21 protein-coding genes are annotated in these 26,466 nt (G+C 61.7%); 7 read left to right on the top strand and 14 right to left on the bottom strand.

Features of this window, described 5'->3' with window-relative positions; genetic code table 11:
* Positions 1 to 226 precede the first annotated feature (226 nt).
* Complete coding sequence (locus NCR98_RS25545; RefSeq protein WP_250527690.1) at positions 227 to 991, top strand: alpha/beta fold hydrolase; 765 nt, start codon at positions 227 to 229, stop codon at positions 989 to 991.
* Positions 992 to 1,025: 34 nt separating this feature from the next.
* On the opposite strand, the gene NCR98_RS25540 is transcribed toward NCR98_RS25545, so the two are convergent.
* Genes NCR98_RS25540 through NCR98_RS25515 form a run of 6 tightly spaced genes read right to left on the bottom strand, consistent with a single transcriptional unit; the run spans position 1,026 to position 9,179 of the window.
* Positions 1,026 to 1,964, bottom strand: coding sequence for a hydroxymethylglutaryl-CoA lyase (locus NCR98_RS25540; protein ID WP_244830740.1), 939 nt, complete (start codon positions 1,962 to 1,964; stop codon positions 1,026 to 1,028).
* Positions 1,965 to 1,979: 15 nt separating this feature from the next.
* Entirely contained in the window at positions 1,980 to 3,341 is a 1,362-nt protein-coding gene (locus NCR98_RS25535; RefSeq protein ID WP_244830742.1) for an MFS transporter, read from the bottom strand.
* 52 nt (positions 3,342 to 3,393) lie between these two features.
* Positions 3,394 to 4,206 (bottom strand): enoyl-CoA hydratase-related protein, encoded by an 813-nt coding sequence (locus NCR98_RS25530; protein ID WP_250527689.1) that lies wholly within the window; start codon positions 4,204 to 4,206, stop codon positions 3,394 to 3,396.
* On the bottom strand, positions 4,203 to 5,372 hold the full coding sequence (locus NCR98_RS25525; RefSeq protein WP_250527688.1) for a CaiB/BaiF CoA transferase family protein: 1,170 nt from the start codon (positions 5,370 to 5,372) through the stop codon (positions 4,203 to 4,205). The genes NCR98_RS25530 and NCR98_RS25525 overlap by 4 nt, the downstream gene beginning before the upstream one ends.
* Positions 5,369 to 7,117 (bottom strand): hydantoinase B/oxoprolinase family protein, encoded by a 1,749-nt coding sequence (locus NCR98_RS25520; RefSeq protein ID WP_250527687.1) that lies wholly within the window; start codon positions 7,115 to 7,117, stop codon positions 5,369 to 5,371. The genes NCR98_RS25525 and NCR98_RS25520 overlap by 4 nt, the downstream gene beginning before the upstream one ends.
* Positions 7,118 to 7,133: 16 nt before the next feature.
* The gene (locus NCR98_RS25515; protein WP_244830751.1) at positions 7,134 to 9,179 is read right to left on the bottom strand and encodes a hydantoinase/oxoprolinase family protein; all 2,046 of its coding nucleotides are present in this window, start codon (positions 9,177 to 9,179) and stop codon (positions 7,134 to 7,136) included.
* A 192-nt stretch (positions 9,180 to 9,371) separates the two neighbouring features.
* On the opposite strand from NCR98_RS25515, the gene NCR98_RS25510 reads away from it, so the two are divergent.
* Positions 9,372 to 10,310, top strand: coding sequence for a LysR family transcriptional regulator (locus tag NCR98_RS25510; protein ID WP_250469397.1), 939 nt, complete (start codon positions 9,372 to 9,374; stop codon positions 10,308 to 10,310).
* A 99-nt stretch (positions 10,311 to 10,409) separates the two neighbouring features.
* Here the strand turns inward: NCR98_RS25510 and NCR98_RS25505 are convergent, their stop codons facing one another.
* The gene (locus NCR98_RS25505) at positions 10,410 to 11,111 is read right to left on the bottom strand and encodes a dienelactone hydrolase family protein (protein WP_250527686.1); all 702 of its coding nucleotides are present in this window, start codon (positions 11,109 to 11,111) and stop codon (positions 10,410 to 10,412) included.
* 84 nt (positions 11,112 to 11,195) lie between these two features.
* A complete protein-coding gene (locus tag NCR98_RS25500; protein WP_250527685.1) occupies positions 11,196 to 12,686 on the bottom strand; it encodes a mechanosensitive ion channel domain-containing protein in 1,491 nt (496 codons plus the stop codon).
* A 131-nt stretch (positions 12,687 to 12,817) separates the two neighbouring features.
* Here NCR98_RS25500 and NCR98_RS25495 point away from each other — a divergent pair, with 131 nt between their 5' ends.
* Together NCR98_RS25495 and NCR98_RS25490 are read left to right on the top strand one after the other, a co-directional pair.
* A complete protein-coding gene (locus NCR98_RS25495) occupies positions 12,818 to 14,257 on the top strand; it encodes a TldD/PmbA family protein (protein WP_250527684.1) in 1,440 nt (479 codons plus the stop codon).
* Positions 14,254 to 15,594, top strand: coding sequence for a TldD/PmbA family protein (locus NCR98_RS25490; protein WP_250527683.1), 1,341 nt, complete (start codon positions 14,254 to 14,256; stop codon positions 15,592 to 15,594). Before NCR98_RS25495 ends, NCR98_RS25490 begins: the two co-directional genes overlap by 4 nt.
* 14 nt (positions 15,595 to 15,608) lie before the next feature.
* Here the strand turns inward: NCR98_RS25490 and NCR98_RS25485 are convergent, their stop codons facing one another.
* Complete coding sequence (locus tag NCR98_RS25485) at positions 15,609 to 16,736, bottom strand: YbdK family carboxylate-amine ligase (protein WP_250527682.1); 1,128 nt, start codon at positions 16,734 to 16,736, stop codon at positions 15,609 to 15,611.
* Between the two features lie 216 nt (positions 16,737 to 16,952).
* Here NCR98_RS25485 and NCR98_RS25480 point away from each other — a divergent pair, with 216 nt between their 5' ends.
* Positions 16,953 to 17,327: a DUF4148 domain-containing protein gene (locus NCR98_RS25480; protein ID WP_244830998.1), complete on the top strand. Its 375-nt coding sequence runs from the start codon at positions 16,953 to 16,955 to the stop codon at positions 17,325 to 17,327.
* Between the two features lie 271 nt (positions 17,328 to 17,598).
* Here the strand turns inward: NCR98_RS25480 and NCR98_RS25475 are convergent, their stop codons facing one another.
* The 3 genes from NCR98_RS25475 to rtcA form a co-directional block, all read right to left on the bottom strand.
* Positions 17,599 to 18,249 carry a hypothetical protein gene (locus tag NCR98_RS25475; RefSeq protein ID WP_250469386.1) on the bottom strand — a complete coding sequence of 217 codons (651 nt, stop codon included), beginning with the start codon at positions 18,247 to 18,249 and terminating at the stop codon, positions 17,599 to 17,601.
* A gap of 223 nt (positions 18,250 to 18,472) precedes the next feature.
* Positions 18,473 to 20,242, bottom strand: a complete 1,770-nt coding sequence (locus tag NCR98_RS25470) for a bifunctional alpha/beta hydrolase/class I SAM-dependent methyltransferase (protein ID WP_250527681.1) — start codon at positions 20,240 to 20,242, stop codon at positions 18,473 to 18,475.
* Between the two features lie 265 nt (positions 20,243 to 20,507).
* Positions 20,508 to 21,533, bottom strand: coding sequence for an RNA 3'-terminal phosphate cyclase (gene rtcA, locus NCR98_RS25465; protein ID WP_250527680.1), 1,026 nt, complete (start codon positions 21,531 to 21,533; stop codon positions 20,508 to 20,510).
* Positions 21,534 to 21,787: 254 nt separating this feature from the next.
* Between rtcA and NCR98_RS25460 the strand changes: the two genes are divergently transcribed.
* Positions 21,788 to 23,767, top strand: a complete 1,980-nt coding sequence (locus tag NCR98_RS25460) for an MFS transporter (protein ID WP_250527679.1) — start codon at positions 21,788 to 21,790, stop codon at positions 23,765 to 23,767.
* A gap of 9 nt (positions 23,768 to 23,776) precedes the next feature.
* Here the strand turns inward: NCR98_RS25460 and NCR98_RS25455 are convergent, their stop codons facing one another.
* Positions 23,777 to 24,928 (bottom strand): peptidyl-alpha-hydroxyglycine alpha-amidating lyase family protein, encoded by a 1,152-nt coding sequence (locus tag NCR98_RS25455; RefSeq protein WP_250527678.1) that lies wholly within the window; start codon positions 24,926 to 24,928, stop codon positions 23,777 to 23,779.
* A 155-nt stretch (positions 24,929 to 25,083) separates the two neighbouring features.
* On the opposite strand from NCR98_RS25455, the gene NCR98_RS25450 reads away from it, so the two are divergent.
* Entirely contained in the window at positions 25,084 to 25,503 is a 420-nt protein-coding gene (locus tag NCR98_RS25450) for a hypothetical protein (protein WP_250511055.1), read from the top strand.
* Here NCR98_RS25450 and NCR98_RS25445 read toward each other — a convergent pair whose 3' ends face one another.
* A complete protein-coding gene (locus tag NCR98_RS25445) occupies positions 25,504 to 26,466 on the bottom strand; it encodes a D-2-hydroxyacid dehydrogenase family protein (protein WP_250494581.1) in 963 nt (320 codons plus the stop codon).

Below are 26,466 nucleotides of genomic sequence, written 5' to 3'. Positions count from 1 at the left end.
GAACCTTGGACCGATCCAGTGTAAAGAGGCCGCGCTCAGGCGAGATAATGAAACCTTCCGATCAGGTGAGATGCGCGGGTTATATCGGTGATAACCAGTATCGAACGTAATGACAGGCAGCGCGGATTCACTGGCTATTCGCGCTTTACAACTCACGCGCAGCCGTCGCAGAATGCGGCCTTCAGTGCTGACGTTCACGCATGACCGTTTCCGGAGCCAGACATCGATGCATGATTCATCGGCAGAGCAGGTTCGTCCCACCGCACCGCGATACACCTTCGTCCTCATTCATGGCGCGTGGCATGGCGGCTGGTGCTGGCGCTTCGTCGCCGACAAGCTGATCGCGCGCGGTCATCGCGTCTTCGCGCCGACACTGACGGGCTTGGGCGAACGGCGGCATCTGCTGGAAGCCGCGACGTCGCTTGATGTCTGCATCGAAGATATAAAGAATCTGATCGATGCCGAAGAGCTCTCGAACATCGTCATGGTAGGTCACAGCTTCGGCGGACTGGTGGCTTCGGGCGTCGCGGACCGCATGCCTCACGCAATACGTTCGCTCGTCATGCTGGACGCGTTGCTCGTCGATCACGGGCAAGCTGCTTTCGATGTGCTACCGCCGGAGGTGGTGCGCGAGCGCATGGAATCCGTTCAGGCGAGCGATCAGCCGCTGGCGATGCCCGTCAACGGATTGAAGGGCACCGGAATTCCGGAAGATCATGCACGCGCCGCGTGGGTGCAAAGGCGCCTGACGCCTCACCCGCTCGCAACCTACACCACGCCGCTCGACTTACAGCATCCGCTCGGCAATGGGCTACCGTGTACCTACGTGCATTGCACGAACCCTTCATACGAGACGCTCGAACCCGTGCGCGAACGCATCAAGGGTTTGCCCGCGTGGAATTGGGAGACCATCGACACGGGACACGACGCGATGGTGCTCGCGCCGGATCTGCTCGTCGATCTGCTGGAGAAGCTCGCCTCGAACGCGTAAAGGTGAGCATGAGGGTGAACGCCAGCGGCGAGCCCTAAGCCGCCACTGCTTCCCCTGCTCGCACGAACGTCTTCGGCAAGCCTGCACGCGCAATGGCGCCTGTGAATGGTTCGCCCGGCAACCACGCGGCAATCGTCTCGCGTATCGCCAGCAACTTGTCTATGTCGATGCCCGTGGTCATGCCCTGCGCTTCGAGCATGAACACCGTGTCTTCGGTGTTGATGTTGCCCGTGGCGTTCGGCGCGAACGGACATCCGCCGAGTCCGCCGAGCGAAGAGTCGAACGCACGCACACCCGCATCGAGTGCGGCCATAACGTTGGCCAAACCGAGTCCGCGTGTATCGTGGAAATGACACGCAACCGGCAAGGGCCCCGCAAGCTCCATGACGCGACGCATGAGCGCATAGACCTGCGCGGGATTCGCATAGCCGACCGTATCGGCGATCGTGATTTCCTGCGCGCCCGCCTCGATCAACGTTTCGACCAGCCCGAGCACGATGCCTTCATCCACCTCACCGGCAATGGTGCAGCCGAACGCCGTCGCCACGCCTGCGCCCAGCACGACGCGCCGGCCGAGTTCATCGCGCGCCGCCGCAATGCGCACGAAGTCTTCGACGGATTCCGCCGTGCTGCGCCGAACGTTCTTCAGGTTGTGCTCGTTGCTCGCGGACAGCACGTAGTGGACCTTGTTCAAGCCGACATCGAAGGCACGCTGCGCTCCCTTCAGGTTCGGCACGAGCGCTGCCGCGTGCAATCCGTCGATGGCAAGCGCGCCCGTCGCCACCTCGACCGCATCGGCAAATTGCGGCACGATCTTCGGCGGCACGAAGGACGTCACTTCGATATCGGTCACGCCCGCATCCACCATGCGCGCGCACCATTCGAGTTTTTGCGCGGCGCCGAGAATGGTGCGGACCATCTGGAGGCCGTCGCGCAAGCCGACTTCACGTATCTGTACTGCTACATCTTTCATTTTCACTCCCTTCGTTCAGATGGTTGCATCCGGTACGCGTTCACCGCCTTCCTCGGCGCGTCCTTCGCTCACGGGCGCGCTCGATGTGGACGGCGCAAGCACGACAGCCGCGATGGCGCCGAGCACCATCAGCGTGGCAATCGCGCCAAGGCCGCCTGCCATGCTGTTGGTCATCGTCTTGATGGAGCCGATGATCATCGGGCTCACGAAGCCGCCGAGCAGACCCACGCAATTGATCACCGCCACGCCGCCCGCCGCGCCGCTGCCACGGATGTAATCCGTCGAGATTGCCCAGATGAGCGGGTTGGGCGCGAGTATGCCCGCGGTCGCCACCGAGAGCGCCGCAAGCGACAGCGCGAGATTGCCGGTCGTGAACGCCGCGACGACGAGTCCCGCAGCACCGAAGATCATGGCGATGGCGCAATGCCAGCGCCGCTCCATCGTGCGGTCCGAATGACGGTTGAGCATGATGAGCGCGACCCAACTCACGAAATACGGAATGGCGGAATAGCAGCCGATCTGCAACGCGCTCGACACGCCCGCGCTCTTGATGAGCGTCGGCAGCCAGAAGCCGATGGCGAACACGCCGGCAATCTGCGTGAACCACACGAAGCCCATCACGTAGACGCGAAAGTCCGTGAGCGTGCGTCCGAACGTGTGCTCCTCGTGCTTCGCCGACACGCTCGAACTCTTGCGGATATCCGCGAGCACGACGGCCTTTTCGCTTTCCGTGAGCCACTTCGCCTGCTGCGGGCCGTCATCGAGATAAAAGAACGCCACCACGCCCAGCACGGTCGCGGGCAAGCCTTGCACGATGAACATCCATTGCCAGCCGTGCAGACCGAAGTAGCCGTTGAAGTACGTCATGAGCGCACCGGACAGAGGCCCGCCGAACAAGCCCGCAATGCCCGTTGCACACGTGAAGAGCGCGATGACCTTGGCGCGCCGTTCGACCGGATACCAGCGCGTGAGATAAAAGATCACGCCCGGATAAAGCCCCGCTTCGGCAAGCCCGAGAAAGAAGCGCACGGTGTAGAGATGCGAAGGCAGCGTGACGAATGCCGTGCCCGCCGCGATCAAGCCCCACAGGATCATGATGCGTGAGAACGTCCGCTTCACACCGATGCGCGCCAAGAGCAAGTTGCTCGGCACTTCCATCAGCACGTAGCCGAGGAAGAAGATGCCCGCGCCGATGCTGTATGTGAGATCGCTGAAGCCGACATCGTGCTTCATGTCGAGCTGCGCAATGCCTATGTTGATGCGGTCGAGAAACGCGAACACATAGCACAGGAACAGGAACGGGATGAGCCGGCGCGTGATCTTGCCATACGTCGCTTCGGCTTTCGGCATGTCGAAGCTGCCGATGTTGGGGGTCATGTCTGTCTCCTCCGGTTATCCGGGTATAGGTATGCCGGCTGTTGCGTTCGAACTAAACGCCCTTGAATCGCGGTGCGCGCTTCTCGTTGTACGCGCTGATGCCTTCTAGACGGTCCGCCGTCGGAATCAGCCGGTTATAGGCTTCGATTTCCAGATACAGGCCCGTGCGCAAGTCGCCCTGCATGCCGAGGTCGACCGCCTTCTTGGCTTGCGCCACGGACAGTGGTGCGCTCGTGCAGATGTCGCGGGCGGCGTCGATGGCATCGGCGAGCACGCGGCCCGGCTCGCAAAGACGATTGACGACGCCCCACGCCAATGCTTCCTGCGCCGTGAATTTCGCTCCCCGGAAGATCAGTTCCTTCGCGCGGCGGGCGCCGATGGTGCGCGGCAATTGCTGCGTGCCGCCGCCGCCCGGCATGATGCCGCGCTTCACTTCGGTGAAGCCGAAAACGGCATGTTCCGATGCATACGCGAAATCGCAGGCGAGCAGCAGTTCGAGCCCGCCCGCGACCGCCGCGCCGTTCGCCGCGCAGATGATCGGCACGGGGCAATAGGTGATCGCGCGGTTCATGCGTTCGAACAGATAGTGCTGCACGCCGAAGTGCTCGTCGGTCATGCCTTCGCGTTCCTTGAGATCCGCGCCGCCGCAAAACGCACGCTCTCCCGCGCCCGTTAGAATGACGCAGCGATAGAGCGTGGGATCGGCTTCCAGCGCGCCGAAAACGCGGATGATCTCCTGTCCCATCGTCGTGCTGATCGCGTTCGACACATTCGGGCGGTTCAGGGTGACGACGAGAATTTGCTGATCGATGTCTTCGAGCGACAGCGTGTCGAGCGCGTCGCCAAGTTGCGATGCGAGTTTCAAGATGTCTCCAGTGGCGTCTTCGCCAGCAGATGGTTATGTTCGCCGAGCTTGGGCGTGATGCCCACATGCGCGGGCCGTGTCCCGCCGAACGATATCGGCACGCCGACGACCGTGGCCGCGCCATCGTCGGTCGTGCGCAAGAGGTCGAGCGCTTTCGTCTGCTCGTGCGCGACCACCTGATCGATGGTCTGGATGGGCCCGCACGGAATGCCCGCCCCGTCGAGCGCTTCGAGCCAGTGCGCGGTTCCGTGCTTGCGAAACTCGAGATGCAACAAGTCGATGAGCGCGACGCGATGGCTCACGCGGGCGCCGTTGGTCACGAAGCGCGCATCGTCGGCGAGTGTCGGGATAGACAGTACGGCGCAGAGGCGGCGGAACAATCGGTCGTTACCGGCCGCGACCATGATCGTGCCATCCGCGCATTCGAACGCCTGATGCGGCACGATCGCAGCCGTTCCCGATCCCCAGCGGCCCGGCAGCACGCCTGAGGCGAGATAATCCGCGATCTGAATGCCGGCCCAGCTGATCGCGGTTTCGTACAGCGACACGGTGACGACCTCGCCCACGCCCGTCGCCTGGCGTCGGAAGAGCGCGGCCAGCACGCCGATTGCCGCCCACAAGCCGGTGCCCATGTCGTTGACCGACACCGGTATGCGCGAGAGCGGCTCGCCCGGCTGACCCAGAAAACTCATGAGACCCGAAAGCGCCTGCACGAGCGGATCGTAGCCGGGCTTGTCGCGCAGCGGTCCCGCCGTGCCGAACGCGCCGAGATTGCAATAGACGAGCGAGGGCTTCATGCGCAGCATCTGCTCGCCGCCGAGGCCGTACTTCTCCGTGCCGCCGGCCTTGAGATTCTGCAGAACGACATCGGCGCGGCGCTCGATCAGCGCACGCAATGCCTCCGCGTCGTCGCGATTCGATAGCGTCATCGCAATGCTCTTCTTGCCGTGGTTCACCGCATGAAACAGCGCGGCGGCGCCATCGACGAAGGGCGGGCCCCAGTCGCGCGCATAGTCGCCGCCTTCCGCGCTTTCGATCTTGATGACCTCCGCGCCCAACGAGCCGAGGATCATGCCCGCATAGGGCGCGGCAAGACTATGGCCGATCTCGACCACGCACACGCCCGCGAGCGGCAAGGTCGGGCTCATGGCTTCGCCCGCGCTCATTCCGCCGCCACCGCGAGCGATGCGACTGCCGGCTCTTCCGCTGCCGGCTGTGCGCTCGAACCGTAGCGTTGCGCGGCGGCTTCGGCGCTGACGTAACCATCGGCGATATCGGCTGCCACGAGCAACGGATCGCGCTCGTGCGGATCGCCGTAACCACCGCTGCCTGCCGGCTGCACCGACACGCGATCGCCGCGATACACCACCGTCTGTCCGCCCTTCGCCGCGACCGCGTGCTCGCTGCCGTCCGCCCGCTGCACGATGCATTGAAAGCGCGTGCCCGCCATCCCGCCAAATTGGCCTTCGGGCGCCGAGCGTCCGCGTTCGCCGGAGACGGTGAAGGTCGCCTCGTCGTATTCGACGCGATAGACGCGCCGCGACGTCAGGCCGCCGCGTCTGCGTCCCGCGCCGCCGCTGTCGGTCACGAGCGACCATTCCTCGACGACGAGCGGCGATGTCGCCTCGATCATCTCGATGGACTGGCTGCCCGCGTTGCCCACGTACACGCGCACACCGCTCACGCCATCCTTCTCGGCGCGCGCGCCCATGCCGCCCGCGTGGACGTCGTGCATCGTGACGAACTCCTGGCCGGTGCGGCCAATGCGCGCCGGGTCCGTGTCGCGTCCGCTGAAGATGCCCGCGCACGACGCGCAGTTGCTTTGCCCCGTGATGCGCTTGGGCACCGCGGGCGCGAGTGCCTTCAGAAGCAGATCGATCACGCGTGGCGACGTTTCCGTATTGCCCGACACGACCGAGGCCGGATAGCGGCAGTTCAGCACGCTGCCTTCGGGCGCGATGATCGTCACCGGCCGATAGCAACCCTGATTGATCGGAATGCCCGGGTCGGTCAGCGCCTTCACCGTGAACCAGGTGCTGTTGCAGGTGACCGACAGCGGACAGTTGATGCCGCCGCGCACTTGCGCGCCGGTGCCGGTGTAATCGAACGTGATGTGATCGCCCGTCTTCGTCACCTTGACCTTGAGAAGCGGACGCTCCTGTTTCCAGCCCGGCGCTTCGATCGGATCGAGATACTCCTCGGCTTCGTAGACGCCATCGGGAATACGCGCTATTTCCGCGCGAATCAGCTTCTCCGAGTGATCGAGGCTCTGGCTCATCACGTCGCGCAAGGCATCGGCGCCATACTTCGCAACCAGATCGCCGATACGCCGGTCGCCGACGAACGTGCCCGCGTATTGCGCCTGAATGTCGAGCCGTAACTCGTGCGCATTGCGGCTATTGCGCGTGAGCAGGTTGAGCATGTCCTGCACAGGCTCGTCATTGCGATACAGAAACACCGGCGGAATGCGGATACCTTCCGCGAACACGTCCCATGTGGTGACCGTATAGCTGCCCGGAGACTGCCCGCCGATATCGGTCCAGTGGCCGCGCGTCATCACGAAGGCGACGATCTTGCCATCGGCGAAAACGGGGCGCGTGAACTGCACGTCCGGTTGATGATTGCCGCCGCCGACATACGCGTCGTTGCTGACGATGACATCTCCGGGGCGCAAGTTCTCGCGTCCCATCGCCTCCACCGAGACGCGCGTCGAGATGACGGCGGAGCCGAGCATCGTCGGAATGTCGTTGCCTTGCGCGACGAGCTGCATGTCGGCGTCGAAGATCGCGGCGGACGAGTCGCCGCTCGCATGCATGAGCGGGCTGCCGGCGGTGCGCATCATCGCGATCTTCATTTCACGCGCGACGGCGAAGAGACTGCTGCGGATGATTTCGTAAGTAACAATATCCATGAGGATGTCCGTTTATTCAGGCTGCCAGTTCGATGACGAGATTCAGATCGGGATCGACGCGCGCGACGTGCGACGCCTTGAGCACGGCGCAACTGCTGTGCTCTTCGATGACGGCGGGCCCTTCGATCGTCGCGCCTATGGGAATCTCCATGCGCGCGAACACGGGAAGCGTGCGCACGCCGCCGTCGAAATAGACCTCGCGCGTACGCACCGGCTTCGGCATCGCGCCGCCCTTGCTGCTTGCGACGCCGCCGCGCCAACCCGTCGTCGTGACGAGTTGCAGACGCACGTTGGCGACCACGACCGGCTTGTCCTTGCTGATGAAATTCCATTGCCGCTGATGCGCGGTTTCGAAGGTTTGCGCAAGCGCGGCGCGAATGCCTTGCGCATCGCCCTGCACTTCGACGGTGATGACATCGGGCTGACCGGCATAGCGGCAATCCGCGAGACGCACCACTTTCACGCCGTCTGCATCGACACCATGACGTTGCAGCTCTTGCATGCCTTCGGCGGTGAGTTCGTCGAGCGCATGCTGCAAGGTGGCGTCGTCGATCATCGCGAGATCGCTTTCCAGCGGGCGCTGATAGTCGTATTGCTGGTCCGCGACCGTCATGCCGAATGCGCTGAAAAGCCCCGGCAGCGGCGGAATCACGACTCTTCGAATGCCCATCTCGTGCGCCAGATCGACCGCGTGCACCGGCCCCGCGCCGCCGTAACAGATGTACGAAAATTCGCGCGGATCGTAGCCACGTTCCACCGTCATGATGCGGATGGCTTGGGCCATCAGTGCATTGGCCACCGAGCGCACGACTTGCGCAGCTTCCGGCACCGAGACGCCGAGCGGCTTGGCGATGACCTCTTCGACCACGCGCCACGCCGCCTGTGCGTCCAGTTTGAATTCGCCACCGAGGAAGCTGTCGGGATCGATATAGCCGAGCACGAGGTTGCAGTCGGTCACGGTCGGACGCGTGCCGCCGCGCCCATAGCACGCAGGGCCCGGATCCGCGCCCGCGCTTTCGGGACCGATCCGCACGCCGCCGCCCGCATCGATCCAGACGATAGAGCCGCCGCCCGCGCCCACCGAGTCGATATCGATGCTCGGCGAGCGCACGGTATAGGTATGCAGCAGGCTTTTGTTGCGCAGCTCCGGCCGAAACTCGCGGATCAGCGATACGTCGAACGTGGTGCCGCCCATGTCGCCGAGAATCGCGTTCTTGAGATCGCTTTTCTCGCAGTTGCGAATGGCCGCGGAAACGCCGCCCGCGGGACCGGATTCGAGCAGCACGATCGGCTTGTCGGCGACCATCGCGGGGCTTGCCAGACCGCCGTTCGACTGCATGAAGAGGAACTTGCCCGCGAAGCCGTGTTGCGCGAGCGTGTTGATGAGCCTGCCGATATACCGGCCGCAGACCGGACCGAGCATTGCGTTGATGACGGTCGAGCTCGTGCGCTCGTATTCCATCGCTTCGGGATTGACCTCGTGCGATGCGCAAATGAAGCGGTCGGGCAGCAAGCGGCGCAACGTATCGACGGCTTCGCGCTCGTGCTGCGGATTCACATGCGCATGCAGGAAGCACACGGCGACGGCTTCGATATCCGACTCGCGAATCTGTGCGGCAAGGGCTTCGAGTCCGGCGTGATCGAGCGGCATTTCCATGCTGCCGTCGTAACGCAGACGCTCGCCGACTTCGAGCCGCCAGCGCCGCTCGACGAGCGGACGCGGATTGTCGAACAGCAGATCGTATAGATCCGCGCGGTCGTGACGCGACACGCGCCGCAGTTCGAGGATGTCGCGAAAGCCGCGCGTCGTGACGAGTGCGGTTTTAGCGCCCGTGCCTTCCACGACCATGTTGGTCGCCATCGTCGTGCCGTGGCCGAGAAAGGCGACGTCTTCGCTTTGCGTGCCTGAAAGCTCCAGAATCTTGAGAAAGCCTTCGATCGTTCCGACGACGCGATCCTTCGGCGTCGTCGGCACCTTGGTCGACCAGATTTGCCCCGTTTGGTCATCCACCATCACGACATCGGTGAAGGTGCCGCCGACGTCGATACCGATTCTTTTCAATTTGCTTCTCTCCATAGGGATGCATGATTCATCACGCCGCCCGCTTGTTCGCTTGCTCGTTCGTCGATCAATGCGGCTATGATCGAGCCGCGTGGCCGAGCATGGGCGGCGACGTCTGAGCCAGTGTAGGGAGAGAACGCCCTGGCCAGATAATGAAACCTTCGGATCAGGTGACAGGCTGGAGTTATATCGGTGATAACCAGTATCGATGCGATTTTGCGTAGATTGCGCGGCAATCACATTGCGTTGTTGATCGCGCTGGACGACCACGGCTCGCTGCGCAAGGCGGCGCATCAGGTCTCGCTTTCACAGCCCGCCACGACCAAGTCGCTGCGCGAGATCGAGTCTTTGTTCGGCGCGGAGCTTTTCGCGCGCTCGCCGCGCGGCATCGTGCCGAACGAACTCGGCCGCTGTGTGATTCGCCATGCGCGCGCGGTCCGTTCGGAGATCGGCGCATTACGCGATGAACTCGCGGCCCTCTTGCGCGGCGGCGGCGGCACGCTCGCGGTCGGCGCGGTCATGGGCTCGGTCCCCGTATGGCTCACGCCCGTGCTGCGAGAGTTGCGCGGCATTCAGCCGGATATTTCCGTCGAAGTCTGGGAGGACAACAGTGCGCGGCTCTTGTCGATGCTCGATCAGCGGCTGCTCGATCTCGTGATCGGTCGGCCGAGCATCAGCGTTCATCCCGAGGCTTACGACTTCATTCCGCTCGAAGTGGAGGAAGTGTGTTTCGTCGTCGATGGCGCGGACCCGCTGGCCACGGACGCGAACGTGACGTTCGCGGGCATCGGCGAGAATCCGTGGATCGTCCCTCAGGCCACCCTGCCAATGCGCTCGCTTCTCGAACAGCTATTCGACGATGCGCAAGTGCCCTTCCCGCGCTATGCGATCGAGACGTCATCGACGTTCGCGACCTTGTCGCTCTTGCGCTCCGGCGCGGGGACGGTGGGATTGATGCCGCTCAAGGTGGCGAGATACTTCGAGGAACATGGACTGGTGGCGGTGCTGCCCATACGAATCGACAGGACAGGCGCGCCTTATGGAATTGCCACGCGGCGTGGGGCGACGCTTACGCAGCCGGTGCAGCGGTTCATCGAGTTGTGTGTCGCGAAGCGGGACGCAATGGCGTAAGTGGTAAGTCGAAGCCGTGCGGTGAGTGCGTGTGCCTGGCGATGATGGCGAACATTTCCACCGATGCCAAAGACCTCCACCGACACGCAGCCCGACAACTCAAGTCCCCGCCAGCTCGCGCCGAAACAAGTCATAGGTCCGTTCATTCGCAAGCTCTGCCGCGGCCGCATCGTAATGCAAACCTGTGTGCCGCGCGAACGCATGACTGCATCCGGGATACGCGTACACCGTCACATTCGTCCTGTCCTTCATCGCCGCCTTGATTGCGGCCTGTGCATCCGTCGATATGAATTCGTCTTCGGTACCGAGATGCATGATCATCGGCGCTCGTATGCTGTCTGCTTCGCCCAAGTACTGATCAGTCTGACCGCCGTAATAAGCCGCGGCGGCATCGACACCCTCGCGTGCGGTCGTCAGGAAAGTCATCAGACCGCCGAGGCAAAAGCCCATCAACCCGCACTTGCCGTTCGACTCGGGCGAGGCACGTCCCTTGGCCACCGTGGCGCCGACATCTCGAACACCCAGATCGATGTCGAATGCCTGATAGAGCGCAAAGCCCTTTTTCCATTCCTCCTCGGACCAGCTATTTAATTCGACGCCCGGTTCGAGCCGCCAGAAGAGATCGGGACACAGCGCGATGAATCCTTGCCTCGCCAACTCCTGACATGTTTCCCGCATGTCCGCGTTGATGCCGAAAATTTCAGGCAGCACCACGACGGCGGGCGCCGGCGTGTTGGCGGGAACTTCGACATAGACGGCGAAGGTGCCATCGTCGGTATGCAGTTGCCTATATTCGCCCATGAGATACCTCTCCAAGAGATTTCAAAAGATGCCAACGGATGGCCTCGTTCAACGCGACTACGTGTCTTCGCTTAAACATCTCTTCTAAGCGGACTTGTCGGTCTGCTTGACCTGAGAAGCTTCTTGCAACGCGTGCCGAAACCAGACCTTGTCCAACAACCACTGAAACAGCGATGTGCCTTTTTCCTCTTCCACCGGCATGGGATTCGTCAACTGGCCGAGCTTGTCCTGACGATAAGCGAGGAGCTGACACAACTGCTTCGCGACGTCCCGATGATCTTTCAGGAACGACGTCATATCGTTCTTACCGAGTTGATATAGCACTACGGGTGTGAGCGTCGAGATGGATACGTGCATCGGCAAACCAGCAAGCAGCCCGGCCTCCCCGAAGGCCTCTCCGGGACCGACGCGGGCAACTTCGCGATCTCCTGTCGCTTCGTGATAGGTGACCGACAGCACACCCGAATGAACGATAGAGAGACTGTCGGGCACCGTGTCAGGCGCGAGTATCTGCTGCCTTGCCTGATACTCGTGCCGCAAGAGCCGCTTGGCAAGCCGCTCTATTTCATCGCTCGTCAGACTGTCGAACAGGCTCACGCGTCTGAGCAAGGCTTCTCGTGCATCGTGCGCGGTCACGGCGGGCGCGGGAATGCCGAGCGCGCGCAGCGCCACGGACGAAGCCGCGAGATGCCGGTAACAAAGATCGAACAACTCGTTGGATACGGATGACTTCTTGTTCATGTCATCGACGAACGCCACGACTTCGTATTGCACCGAATTGAGCGTGGCACGCTTCATCCGCGCATAAGGCGCGGGGCTGTCGAGAATGACATTACAGCCGGTCAGGGCACGGCCCAAGGCATCGAGCACGGTCTTTGGCCGGGCTTCGGGATCGATCTCGAGAATGAGAGAAATTCCGTGGATGTTCGCCGGCCTGCTGTTATTCGAAATCTTGGCTTTCGATGCAACCGCGTTAGGCACGATAAGCGTATTGCCCTGGCCCGTGAGCAAATGCGTGGCGCGCCAGTTCATTTCGATCACTTTGCCTTCGACGTCATCGATCAAGACCCAGTCGCCAACCGAATAAGGCTCCGTGGTGTTGAGCACGATGCCCGCGAACACGTCGCTCAACGTGCTTTGAATGGCGAGACCGAGCACGATGGCGAGCGCGCCCGACGTCGCAACGAGCCCGCGCACTGGTAATTCGAGCACGAAGCCGAGCGCTGCCACGGCCGCTGCGAGAAAGACCACCGCACCGAACACATCTGAAAATAGCCGCTGCTTGCGCCAGGCGCGCGGCAAAAGCAAGGTGTCGAGCGAAAGCGTGAGCAACCGCGCGCCCGTCAGCCACCAGATGATTTCGAGCACTTGTCCAAGCCAGTGCAATTCGACGACGGCAGCGTAAGGCGCCTGAGTGAACGGATTCAGGTCAGAGGAAAAGAGGTCCCAGCTCAACGCGACGAAAAGCGCGAGCCGTATGAACAGCCGCGCGAGGTCTTGCGCGGGCAGACGCGCGCGCCACACGACGACATCCAGCGCGACGATAGCGAAGCCCAGTATGAGTGGGTATTTCACAGGGGCATCCTCGAATGACGACATCGAGAGGATACACATCCGCAAACGCGCGTGCGTTGGTCCGTGCCATGGCATATTAACGCTGCCTGCGCACGCATTTGCGCACCCGACGGTAAAAACACGGAAGCGATATGAACGGTCCATCACTCGACGAGCACGTTCGCGCCCTTTCCAGCGAAGCGGACTTCCACTCGGTGCGCTTCGTCGATGAACGCACGGACGATCACAAGGTTCGCAACGACGTGATCCAGCCACTTCGCACCGCGCGCGATCGCGGCGCAATGCTCACTGCATGGCACGGCGCCGGCGCGGGCTATGCGGCGACCGCCGACTTGTCCCCGGCTGGCTTGCAGGCGGCGCTCGACCTCGCCACGCGCCGCGCCAAGGCAAGCGCACGCGTCTCGCTCGTCGATCACAGGCTCGCCGCGCGTCCATCGCAAAGCGGCGAATACGCGTCGCCCGGCATCGAGGCCACGCTGCCGGCGCGGCGCGAATGGCTTGAACGGCTCGCGGAAGAATGCGCCGCGGCGAGCATCGACCCGCGTATCGTCGAGCGCACCGCGTCCATGCAGGTCATCGAAAGCGAACAAACCTTGATCACGAGCGACGGCGTTCGCATCGAGCAGCGTTTCCGGTTCGCCATGCCGCAATTGGCGGTCGCGGCGCACGCCCACGGCGATACCCAAGTCCGCACGCTGGGCGGCGATTACGGAACCATCGCGCAAGGCGGCGTCGAAATCCTCGATCGCTTCGCTTTCGATGGCGCCGGCGAGCGGCTGGCCAACGAAGCGCTCGCGCTTCTCGCCGCGCCGAACTGCCCGAGCGGCGTGCGCGACCTGCTCCTCATGCCCGATCAGATGATGCTGCAAATCCATGAGTCGATCGGTCATCCGCTCGAACTCGACCGCATTCTCGGCGACGAACGCAACTTCGCCGGATCGAGCTTCGTGAAGCCCGAGTTCTTCGGCACCTACCAATACGGCTCGCCGCTCTTGAACGTGACGTTCGATCCCGGCGTGGCCGCTGAGGTCGCCACATACGCATTCGACGACGACGGCGCCGCTGCGAGCAAACACCATCTGATCCGCAACGGCGTGCTCGAACGCGCGCTCGGCGGCACGCTCTCGCAACAACGCGCGGGCATCGGCGGGGTCGCGAATTCGCGGGCATCGAGCTGGAACCGCCCGCCTATCGACCGAATGGCGAACCTCAATATCGAAGCTGGCGAGAGTACGCTCGACGAGATGATCGCGAACATCGAACAGGGCATTCTGATGCGCACGAACACCTCGTGGTCCATCGACGACTATCGCAACAAGTTTCAATTCGGCTGCGAGTTCGGGCAACTGATCGAGAATGGCCGGCTTACGCAAGTGGTTCGCCAACCGGGCTATCGCGGCATTTCGGCGAATTTCTGGCGCAGCCTCGTCGCGGTCGGCAACGAAGCAACGCGCGGCATCTACGGCACGGCAATGTGCGGCAAGGGTGAGCCAATGCAGATCGTGCGCGTGGGCCATGCATCGCCTGCATGCGTGTTCAGCAACGTGGATGTGTTCGGAGGCACGCGATGACAGCCGCCGCGGCAAACTGGGAACATCGCTTCATGCGGCTCGCGGATGTCGTCGAGCGTCAGCTCGTCACAGGCGAAGTGGCATTGACCACACTTGCCGCCGAGGAATCGGACTTCGTGCGCTTCAATGCAAGCAAGGTCCGTCAGATCGGGCACGTCTCGCAGGGCGGGTTGACGCTGCGGCTCATCAGGAACGAGCGCCAGGCCTATTCCACGCTCACGATAAGCGGCGACGCGCATACCGACGACGAAGCCATCGCCGGGACGCTCGCCGCGCTGCGGGCCGCACTCGAAGACGCCAGCGCCGATCCGCATTTGCTCGTCGATACGGCGACATGGACCCAGGCCACTCGACGACGCGGCACGCTGCCGGAGATCGAATCGCTCTTGAGCGTGGTCGAACGATGCGCGGCACGGCTCGACTTCGTCGGCTTCTATGCCGGTGGATCGATGGCGCGCGGCTTTGCATCGTCGAATGGGAGCCGTGGCTGGCATGAACTCGACAACTTCAACTTCAGCTGGTCGCTTTACGATGCAAGCGGACGCGCAATCAAGACGACCTACGCGGGCGAGCAATGGAGCGACGAAGTCTTCGCAAGAAAAGTCGAAGAGGCCGCGGCGCGCATGCCGGTGTTGGCCCGGCCCGCGCGCACGCTTGCGCCGGGGAATTATCGTGCATGGCTCGCGCCGGCCGCGCTTGCCGAACTCATCGGCACGGCGTCCTTTACGGCGTTTTCAGCACGCAAGCAGGCAACATCGCGTAGCGAGTTTCATCGCCTGAATAGCGGCGAGGCTTCGCTGGACGAACGCGTCACGCTCACCGAAGACATCGGTCTCGGCATTACACCGGGCTTTAGTGAAGACGGCTACGAGCGCGAGACCGTCCCGCTCATTCGAGCAGGCCGCGGCGCGCAGCAACTCACCAGCGCGCGCACGGCCCGCGAATACGGCTTGCGTCCCAACGGCGCGCCCGCGAATGAGATGCCCATATCGCTTTCGATGCAAGGCGGCGATCTCGCCGACAGCGACGTGCTCGCCGCGCTCGACACCGGTCTTTATGTCGGCAACCTGTGGTACGTGAACTTCTCCGACCGGATGGATTGCCGCATGACCGGCATGACGCGCTTTGCCACGTTCTGGGTCGAGCATGGCGAGATCGTCGCGCCCATCGAAGCCATGCGCTTCGACGACAGCCTTTATCGGCTGCTAGGAAGCGAACTCGACCGGATAGGCGCCACGCCCGAACTGCTGTTGAACGACTCGACGTGGGGCGAACGTTCGACAGGCGGCCTGCAATTGCCAGGAGTGCTGGTGCGCGGTTTCAGGCTAACGCTTTAGTCATTGCCTTGAGTTCATTCGAGCGTCTGCGCGCCACGCCATATCTGACATTGCTGCCGCACGACTTCATGCAAAGAGTCATGCGCGCCATAGACGCGGCGCAACCACGTGGCATCGCTCGTACCGGTCGTCACCGCACGCCTGATCGATTCGAGGCCTGCTTGGCCGCCGAGAGCCTGAGCGTGGCCGCTGATCGCATCGAGCGTGGCGAGGATGTCGTCTCTGATCGGTTTGCTTTGCCCCGTCTCCGGATTCACGCATGTTGCATCCAGACCAAAGCGGCAAGCCATGAACCGGTTCGTCCGATAAACCTCGTAGTCGCGTTCACTCAGCGTCAAGGGTTTATCGATCAGCAGATAGCGCGAAAGCGCCTGAATGTAAGCTGCGATGGCGGCGGCTCGTTCCACGCGTAACGGCGTATCCATGACGCGTACTTCGATCGTTCCGAATCCAGGACTCGGACGAATGTCCCAGTAAAAGTCCTTCAGACTCTTGACGAGACCCGTGTTGGTCATGCGCTCGAAGTACTGTTCGAACTCGCTCCACTTCGTCACGAAGGGCGCCTGGCCCGACAAGGGGAACGGCGCGACCGAATTGAGTCTTGCGCACTGGAACTGCGTGTCGCTGCCCTGCACGAACGGCGAAGAAGCGGCGAGCGCGATGAAGTGCGGGACGTAGCGCGAGAGCGAGTGCAGTAGGACGAGCGCCGAGTCGGCGTCCGGGCAACCGACATGCACGTGCTGACCGAAGATGGTGAACTGCTGATAAAGCGCCCCGTATAAGCCCATGAGATATTCGGAGCGTTCGCGTCCATCGGAACGTTGGTCGTACCAATTCTGGAAGAAGTTGGTGCCGCCACCGCATACGCCGACGTTGAGAAAGTCGGCGGCGCGAACGAGCGTATCGCGAAGCACCTGCAACTCGTTACTGACCTGGTCGAAGTTCCGGCACACGCCAGTGGAGAGTTCGATCATCCCTTCGGTCGTCTCGGGGTCGATGGCCCCCGCGAAGGTTTCCTCTCGAACGCGGTTCAACAACTCCGTGGTCGCCTTCGTCAGGTTGTAGTCATGCGTATTGACGACCTGGACTTCCAGTTCGACGCCAATCGTGAACGGTTCTGATGATGCAAACGGCTGCAACATAGGGTGTCCTGTCATTCGAACGAAAGAACGGCGGCAACGCGATTTTACGCGAGCGTGTCCGAGGTAACGGCGTCATCGGCTATTGAGGGTTAACGCGTATTTAACAATAATTACTTGTTCAGTCCGCACTTAATTCCCAAGCACGCGCCGCCTAGACTTCAAGCACTGAAACGCAAACGGGTGTTTGCGCAAAAACGAAGCCTGGAGGTAAGCATCATGAAACTCGTTCAATCGCTCATCGTTGCCGCTGCTCTTGCAATCCCTGCCGTGTCGTCGTTCGCTCAAACGAACCAGCCGGTGACTCGCGCTGAAGTGAAGGCGCAACTGGTTCAACTCGAAAAAGCCGGCTACAACCCTACCGGCGATCAAACGCAATATCCGGCCAATATTCAAGCCGCGGAAGCTCGTGTGAACGCCCAAGGCAATAACGCAACGGATGTCGGCGGCGCCGCGGATGGCACATCGGCTTCGGGCGCACACCATACGCTGCGCAATTTCGACCATGCAGTGGCTCGCGTGGGACACAAGATCAGCGCTTCCGTCCGTCCGGATGCCAACGACGGCATGAAGCCTGTATTCTTCGGCTCCTGATCTGTTCAGTTGTTTTCGTTCAAGGTCTGGCGCGCAATCGTCTTGTGCGCCTCGTCTCCAAGATCCTCCTCCGGTGGCCTTCAATCACTGGATTGCCCAGCGCTTAGTGGCTGGGCTTTTTTGTGCGCTAAGCGAAATAGCTTGATTTCGTTTGCCTGGCGCGTGGGCTTTATTGCCAAGCGCGTGCCTTCTTAGCGTGTCACGGCAAGACGCGCTCGTACAGGTCGCAAGATTTTCCCTAAAGAAATTCGATCAAGCGCCAAGCCGTGTCTTAGCCTTGAAGATTGCCCTCGCAGTCTGCCCAGTACCGTAAAGGATCGCGATGGAATGGATAATTCGAGTTGAGCCACGTCGACAGCCGTGTCCAATCGGGATGGTTAGTGCCACTTTGCGCGGACCAGGTCGACGATCTTTCGAGAATTTGACCGTTCGATCGATCGCGGACGAGCAAACTGCCCAGCCCATTTGAACCGTTGGTCTGCGATTCAAGGGAATATCGCGGCAAGATTCGCAACTCGGCATCCTTGGCCCAACCAAACACGGCGCGCACCACGCCCGCCGGATCTCGCACTTCGATAGGACCGCTCTCCGGGCGAAGCGCCGACCATCCTTCAGGAAATTCCGTCACGATTTCGTGACCGCTTTCCCTCACCCATCTCAGGCGCCATGCTCGTGCCATCGCATCGCGCATGCGTGCGACCGATTCATAGCCAGCGGGCAGCTCGACCGCCATCGGCAGCGTGATCAGGTTGTCTTTCCAGAGCTTGGCTTCTTCGTCGATGCGCTCGACAGGCTCGAACGCGCCAGCTTCGAACGGATTCTCGGGCCGGCCGGATTTACGCTCGCTCGTGCTGGATTTCGGCAGACCTTCGAAGAGACGCTCGGCGTCGTCGCGGGTGAGCTTGGGTTTTCCTTTCTTCATTTGTCTCTCTGCGGCAAGGGGTCTTGTCTAGCGACGGTGCTTCATTCGCGCGCGGTTAAAGGCGCTCATGGCGTCATTGTGCACTGTTCGCTTGCACTAGCCCGTGAAGAAAGCTTAGGCGACGACTTTACACGGCGCTCAACGTCCGCTAAACGCCACCACGATGCCGACGGTCTCTCCACGCCAGCACGGAGCAGCGCAGCGATAGCGGCCGCCGCATCGCTCATTGCCTCGCTTCCCGCTGCGCAAGACTCACCGTGAAAATACCCATTTCATCGATACGCTGTTCCAGCTTGCGGAAACCTGCGCGCCTGACGAGTTCATCCATCTCGGCCTGCGAGCGACGCCGCATGACCCGGCTTGCCTCACCGCGATGAGTATTCGACGAACGCGCGATAAATTCGCGTCGCGGATGCCACGGCTGTGCCGTATAGACGAGATAACTGCCCGGCAGCACTGCTTGCGCAAGCGCATGCAGCGAGCGTTCGATCATCGCGTTGTCGCCGTAAAGCTCGTATAAGCCCGCCGCGATGGCAAGCGTCGGACGGGGTTCGAGCGTGGTGAACGACGCTTCATCGAAAGCATCGGCGTGCTCGAAGTGGGCGATCGACTCAAGTCCCCGCCGTGCGATCGAAGCACGTCCCGCTTCGACATTGATCGCACTCACATCGCGCAGCACGATGCGATCGACGGTCACGTTGGCGTCGTCGGTTGAATTTGCTATCGCGTCGAGCACGTGGCGTCCATGCCCGGCCGCGACATCGACGAGACGCACGGGTGAGCCCTCACGAACCAGCCGCGCGATAGCCAGACCCAGGAGCGCTTCGATATGCGTCTTGCGCTGCCGCATACCCTTGCACCCTGGCGCATTCAAGTAAAAGCGATCGATGAGACGTCCGATGCCACCGCATCCACGTGCCTCGTTGCGGTAGACATAGTCGAGCGTCGCGTCCGAATCGAACCCAAGCGAAAGACCAAGCGCGATGCCTTCCGAAAGCGCCCCGCCCGCCCTCAGCGCCAGCCGGTTCATCCACCAATAAAAACGTTCGAACGGCTTTGTTGGAGGCTTCAGCAGCGCCTCGTACTCGTCGCGGAATGGTCCGCGCTTGTTCGCGTGAACGAGTGATACACGCGGGCTGCGCGCATTGAATTCACGCAAGATAAATGCGCGCAATGGTTCCAGCGCCTTGGCGCGATCCCGCTCGCCTAGCGTATCGTGACGAAAACGCGGCAGCACGACGCGCTCTTTGCGAGCCGAACGCAGCCGATCATAAAAAAGGTCATGCGGCGCACGCTGCACGACCCGGTCCGCACCTGAAATCAACACTTGCGTAGGCACGGTGATGGCAGCGGCATCGTCGACGATACGCTTCGACGTATCGTGCAGATCCAGCAACATGTTGACGGCGATCGGCCGCGTAATGAGCGGATCGGCCGCATAGCTCGCGATGCGTTCTATATCTTGCGTGAGCAGCTCGGGCCTCACTAGACTTTTCACATGGAACGAGCCGCGCAGCTTGTGCGCGAGCCGTAACCCAGCCCGCGCAAACGGTATATACAGTTTCATTCGAAATGCGGGCGATGCCAGCGCGAGACAGCGCACAGGCGGAGCGTAATCATGCACCCACGTCGCTGCAAGCACCGCACCGACGCTTTGCCCGACAACAGCGATGTCTTCCACGGCAATGCCGTGCGCATCACGGATATGATCGATGAAGCACTGCAGGTCACGCACCGACGCAGCCACGCTCGGGCTATATCCACGTGGCCCCGGCGACTTGCCATGTCCGCGCGCGTCCCATGCGAAGAAGGAGAAGTCACGCAACTTCAGCTCATCGACGAGATGCGCGACGCGTGCCGAATGTTCGTGTCCGCAATGCAGCAAGACGATTGCGCCACGACGACGCGATTTCGCCGCCGGCCAATGACGGTAGAAAAGCTTCTCACTGTCGTGCGTGATGAATTCGGACTCGTTGATTGTACGTTTGGTCATAGTGCTCTTTAACTTCGTGTTTGATTTGCTCGCAGATGCAAGTTCAATGCACCTGCTTCACTCCGGCGCTACCGCGCATGAATACGTTTGATACGCGCCTGAAGTATTCTTTCGCCGATGCTTGCCCGTAAGAAGTCTGTCGATAGCGACGAGTGCCATGCGAATGAATAGTCACGGCGGTATCGACGTAAAGAATGCCGCTCTCGCGCGAATAAGTGCGCCGCATTGTTGCTCGGGCATGTGAAGCGTTCACATGTCCCGGTGATCAGCGACGCATGACTTCGACGACCGATGCCGTCGCATCGTAGGCTTCATGGAACTCGAAGCGCACCGGCAGAAAGCGCTCGATCACTTCCGCATTCGTCCTTGCGTGCATCGATGTTTTCTCGACCGTGAAGCGGCCGCCGCCCGCGAGCGCGAGTGGCAACAGGAGCTGATCGCCGAGATGCTCGCCAATGGCCGCAGCGGATGCCAAATAGCGATCCGCCATTCGAACCACGGTCTGCGCAACCTTATCCGCCGATACCGCGCGTTCGCCAAACGCCGTAAATACCTCGGTGACGTGCGCATGTTCGAGCGTGACGAGCAACGCGTTTCCCGGCCCCGGTTCGGCTTCCAGACCACGCACGAGCAGCTGCGAGTCGTCCCATCCCATGCCGGGACGAACCACGTCGAGTTCATGTTGCGCAACGCCGGCGGGCGCCGCCGCGATGAAGCTCTCCGCATACGCGGTATCGAGCGCGCCACGCGCAATCCACTCGCACGGACGCAAGCCCTCGCACGGCTGCACCGTGGCGACAATCTCTCCACCGCCGTCCGGATAGAAGCCGAAGCGCTTGAGCTCGATGTCGATGACCGCGCCCATGTCGCCCATCGCGCGACGCCATGCACGTTGCAGAAAATGCGCGGGCGGCGCCATCGGATTGTGTGTGCCGCCGCGTATACGCACGGTAGATGCTTTATCGGCGAATAAAAGCGCCGGCAGAATCGTTTGCAAGACGAGCGTGCAGCTTTCCGCCGTACCGATATCGAAGCTGTACTCGCCGCTCTTGATCGGCCCCGGCGTGAACATCAGCATCCGCGATCCGACGTCTGCTCCGGAACATTGCGCACCGGATATTGCTTGCGCTGCCGCCACCGCTAAGAGATGTCGATGCAACAGCCCTGGCTCACTTCGCCTTGCGCGGATATTCCCGATCCCGAAAGGCTGCCCCGTTAAAAGCGAAAGCGTGAGCGCCGTGCGTAAAACCTGGCCGCCACCTTCGCTGGCCGATCCATCCAGTTCAATCATTTGCTTGTTACTTGGTATTTAGAATTCGTTCCGAAACCCCGGCGGCACGCATTCTCCGCTGTCGGAGCGTGATTCTGCAACCCTCCGTGCGCACGACAACCTTTGGTCTTGCGTGCAACATACAGCACGCCGGTACACAAAATGCAAAACACTAAGCCATGCGCACAAAAATAGACTAATCTCCATCTGGCGCAACAGCCCGTACCGCATCGTCCAGCCAGCAAGCGCCCGCGCCCCGACGCCAGGAGACGCCCATGAACGACGCCTCACGCCCCGCCGCCTCCGACTCGGGCAACCTCGAGCAAGCCACCAACCTCCCCATGGAGCCGCGCGTTCAGAAGATCGTCGTGGCGATACACGGCATCGGCAATCAACTGCACAGCGATACCGTGCGTTCGGTCGCGAGCCAGTTCGGCGCACGCTACGATCCGCCATTGCCCGTCATGCCGTTGGGATACTTCGATATCGCGGGTGTCGGCGAAGTGGATGTCCGCCAGCTCGATCTGCCGCAAGGCGGTCCTTATACCGCCGAGCAGCGCGAGTTCTATTCCGCGCTTGGCTTCGCGGAAGTGTATTGGGCCGACATCCCGCGCGAAGTGGTCAAACAGGACGACACGCTCGAAGAAAGCAAGGCCTGGGGATTGTCCATCGTGAGCCGCGCGCAGGCGGCATACATGCTGACCGTCGCGGATCGCAAGCTGGAGCCAGCCGATTTCTCGCTCGCCGCGGGTGTGGTGGAAGAAGTGGTCGAAACCGTCGCCATCATGCAAAGCCTGCTTGCCGTGACCGAGAAGGCCGGCATCTTCAAGTTCGATCTGGCGCCCGTGCTGCGCGACTATGTGGGCGACGTGCAGCTTGTCGCGGATTTCAAGCAGCATCGCGACACCATCGTGTTCCGGTTTCATCGCGTGATGGAGCGTCTCGTCGCGCTCGTCACCGAGCGCTGTCAGTGTCCGCCCGAGGTGTATATCGTCGCGCACAGCGAAGGTACGGTGATCAGTTTTCTGGGCATTCTGCAGGCGCTTTCCGCTCCGACGGCAGCGGACCCCAAAGACCACAAGCAAGTCATCGATACGAGCTGGGTGCAGAGTCTGCGCGGCTTCATGACGATCGGTTCACCCATCGACAAGCACATCCTCTTGTGGCCAAGACTCTGGGACGGCATGCAACTTCGAAGCGAAGTGCAAGGAGAGTGCATCACGCAAGTCGATCGTCCGGGTGGGCCATTGACACTGCCCTCGCGTATCCGCTGGCGCAACTACTATGACTTCGGCGATCCGGTCGGCTTCGCGCTCGATACCGCCCGCGACTTTCTGCAACAGCGCGGCTGCGAGGCTTTCGAGTTCGATGCAGACAAGCACGACATCGGCTTCTCTCGCTATTGGCTGCCGGGCAAGGCGCATACGGATTACTGGACGGACTCGAATGTCTTCGGCCATTTCATCGAAGACGTGGTGCTGCGCAAGAACACCGCGAAGGCGCCGGGCAATCTGCCGTTACGCGGCATGGTCGGCACGGCGATTCCTTATCTGCTCAGCTTCGCGCTTCATCTCATGGCCGTGTTCTTCATCTACAAGGCAGTCACGGCCACCTCAGGTGCGGGCGGCGCGAGCACGGCGCCAGCGTTTATATACCTGACGCGCTCGGTGTTCGCGCTCGCGTGTCTTCTGATGGGCACGACAGTGGCCGCACGCATACCGCGGCTCGTCAAGGCGAGCGGCGCCACGCATCCGGTTGCACGGCTACGTTGGCGTCTCGTCGCGCTAGCTGCATTCGTCGCGGGTGTCGCCATCTTCTGGCTCGTGATCCTGAATGGCGTTGCCGAGTTCCTCGCGAGTCCAGTCACGCATGATGGCGATGCGCCCAGCGCGCTCACCGGGAAAATCATGTTCACCCTGGCCGCGCTGATCGTCGCGCTGACGGGATGGTTCGCGCCGCGCAAACCGCGATGGGGACGCCGCGTGCTCGTCGCGGCGGGCACGTTGATGACAATCCTCATCGTCGGCGTGCGACTCTGGGGCGATCTCGCAAACAAGCCGTTATGGCCCGTCGTGATCGGTGCGCTGCTGTTTCTCTACGCGTGGTGGCTGGCCATTCTGATATTCGATCTCGCCTTCGTATGGCATCGCTATGTACGCAACTCAGTCGCGCTCGATACGCTGCGCGCATGGCGCGAAACCGGCAAGGACCCGCTGCCCAAACCGATCATGTCGATGCGGGGCAAGCAAAACTGAGGGTAGCGTCTATGCATGAAGCACGAGCTTCTGCACGCGCCAGTTGAGCAGTTCCGCGACGAAGAGCGTGTTCTCCGATGGACACGCCATCTCGTGAATCCAGCCGAACTGCTTCAACTGCTTGCCGGCACGGCCAAGCACGCCGAGCAGCTTGCCGTCGAGCGAGAGCTTGTAGATGCGGCCTGGAAAGGCATCGGCGCTATAGAGCACCTGGTTCGGTCCCGGTGAGATGCAGATGGCCCAGGGCGATCCGGGCGCGAAAGTGCCCGCCGCAATCGCGGCTTCATCCGGCATGTTGCCAATAGCAGGACGCGCATCCGGCGGTACGGGTACGTCGATCGTGAATTGGCGCTGGAAGTTGCCTTCCGTGTCGAAGACCTGAATGCGACGGTTGCTGCGATCGGCGACGTACACCATGTTGTTTGCATCGACGGCAATGCTGTGCGGCGTATGAAACTGCCCCGGCGCCTTGCCACGCTCGCCCCACGACTTGATCCAGTTGCCGTCGTTATCGACCTTCGCCACGCGCGAGTTGATATAACCATCGCTTATATAAGTGTTGCCTGCCGTGTCCCACGCAACGTCGGTCACTTGCCTGAAGCGTCCCGGCTCCGAAGCCAGCGGCGGGTTCGGATGCTTGAGCGGCGCGGTTTCTTCGTCCGCTGCTTCCTGCTTGCGGCCGAACACCATCGCCACGCGTCCTTCAGGCGTGAACTTGATGATCATGTCGGAGCCTTTATCCGTCACCCAGATGTTGTCGTGCCGGTCGATCTTGACCGTATGCGCGAACGACCACGCATAGAGGTTGTGGCCGATCTCGCGCACGAAGCGGCCATTGCGATCAAACTCCAGGAGTTGCGCGGCCGCCGCGCCATACGCGGGACCTGTGCTGTTACCGCGCGAAAGAACGAAGATGTGCCCCGCCGAATTGACCGCAACGCCCGAGCATTCGCCGAGGTACATGTCGGTCGGCAAGCGCACGGGATAGGGTATGGAGTCGAAGGATAGAGATGGCACACTGTCGTCTGCATAAGCAAGATGCGGGAACAGTGCGAGCGCCGCTGCGCTCTGCGTGGCCATCGCGAGAAAGCGACGGCGGCTTGCGACGCCCGGCTGCATGACTTCGCAGCATGGGCAGAACATCGAGTGCTGAAGGCTCATCGTTACCCTCCTCTTGTTCGTCGCCTGCATGGACGGGCATCGTCGCTTCAAGCTTCTGACGATGCGAGAGGAAGTGTAGTGTATTTGAAGCGAGACACGCGCGCAGTTCGCGTAACGGCTTTCGAATCTGAAAGGACTAAAGGGAGAAGCGCATCATGAGCGATGCATGGCAATATCAGGTAAGAATCAGGCTCGCGCCGGACTATGCGACGAAGGCTCGCCAAAACATGGATGACGTTGCGCTCGCGCCGCTCGCTTCGCTATTGCGAACGCATGACGCCGAGTTGCAATGTCAGTTCGATGCCTTCGCGGGCTACGTCGCCGAAGCGGAACGCGAGGGAACGGAACACTATCCGCTCTATCAATGGACGCGCGACACCATTGAAGACCCGGTGAAGAAGGCCAAGTACATCGAGTGGTTCACCTTCCATGTGCAAGGGCAAGAGGTCTATGACAAGCGGCTCGCCGATGCACTCGAAGCCGACCTGATCGCGCTGAACAGCGAAGCGATCAGCGAGATCAGAAAGATCGATACGAACCCTGCACGCAATCCGCAGCCGCCGAAGCAACCATGACTACGCCTTGGTTGCATCCATCCATTCGACGATATTGCGCACCGTGTCTTTATAGAACGTGCGATACAACTCTTCCGTGACATAGCCGATATGCGGCGTTGCAAGCACGTTCTGCAGCGAGCGCAGTGGATCGTCCGCGGCGAGCGGTTCTTCGTCATACACGTCGAGCCCCGCGCCTGCGATTCGCTTCGACGTGAGTGCATCGAGCAAGGCGGCATGATCGACGATAGGCCCGCGCGACGTATTCACGAGCCGCGCCGTCGGCTTCATCAGCGCGAATTCAGGCGCGCTCACGAGATGCCGCGTGCGCTCCGATAGCCGCAAGTGAATGGACACCAGGTCCGACGTGCGAAAGAGCGTTTCCTTATCGACGCGCTGCACGCCTTTCTCTTGCGCGCGTTCCTCGGTAAGGTTCTGGCTCCACGCGATCACGTTCATGCCAAACGCGCGGCCGATCACGCCGACTGCCGAACCAATACGCCCGAGACCCAGAAGCCCGAGCGTCTTGCCCGCGAGTTCGGTGCCGAGGCCAACCTGCCATCCGCCGCTTTGCAACGAACGATTCTCGGCGGGAATGTTGCGCATCGTCGCGAGGATGAGCGCCCAGGTGAACTCGATAGTGGCTGTCGACGAGTAACCCGTGTGCCTGACCTCGACGCCACGGTCGCCAGCTGCGTCGAGATCGATGGATGCATTCGCCGCACCCGTCGATGCGATCAGCTTGAGCCTTGGCAAATGCTCGATGATGTCGCGCGTGAGCGGCGTGCGCTCGCGCATGGCGCAGATGACATCGAAGGGTTCGAGGCGCTTGAGCAAGGCATCGCGCTCGGCGATGTGATCGTTGAAGACGGTGATCTCGGCGCGGCCTTCGAGCGGCGACCAGTCTGCGAGCTTGAGTGCGACATTTTGGTAGTCGTCGAGTATGGCGATGCGGATCGAAGAAGAAGTAGACGCGATAGACAT

The sequence above is a fragment of the Caballeronia sp. GAWG2-1 genome, from assembly GCF_023631405.1.
Taxonomy (GTDB): domain Bacteria; phylum Pseudomonadota; class Gammaproteobacteria; order Burkholderiales; family Burkholderiaceae; genus Caballeronia.
The sequence above is the reverse complement of the archived record's forward strand: the minus strand, read 5'-3'. Positions and strand labels throughout refer to the sequence as shown.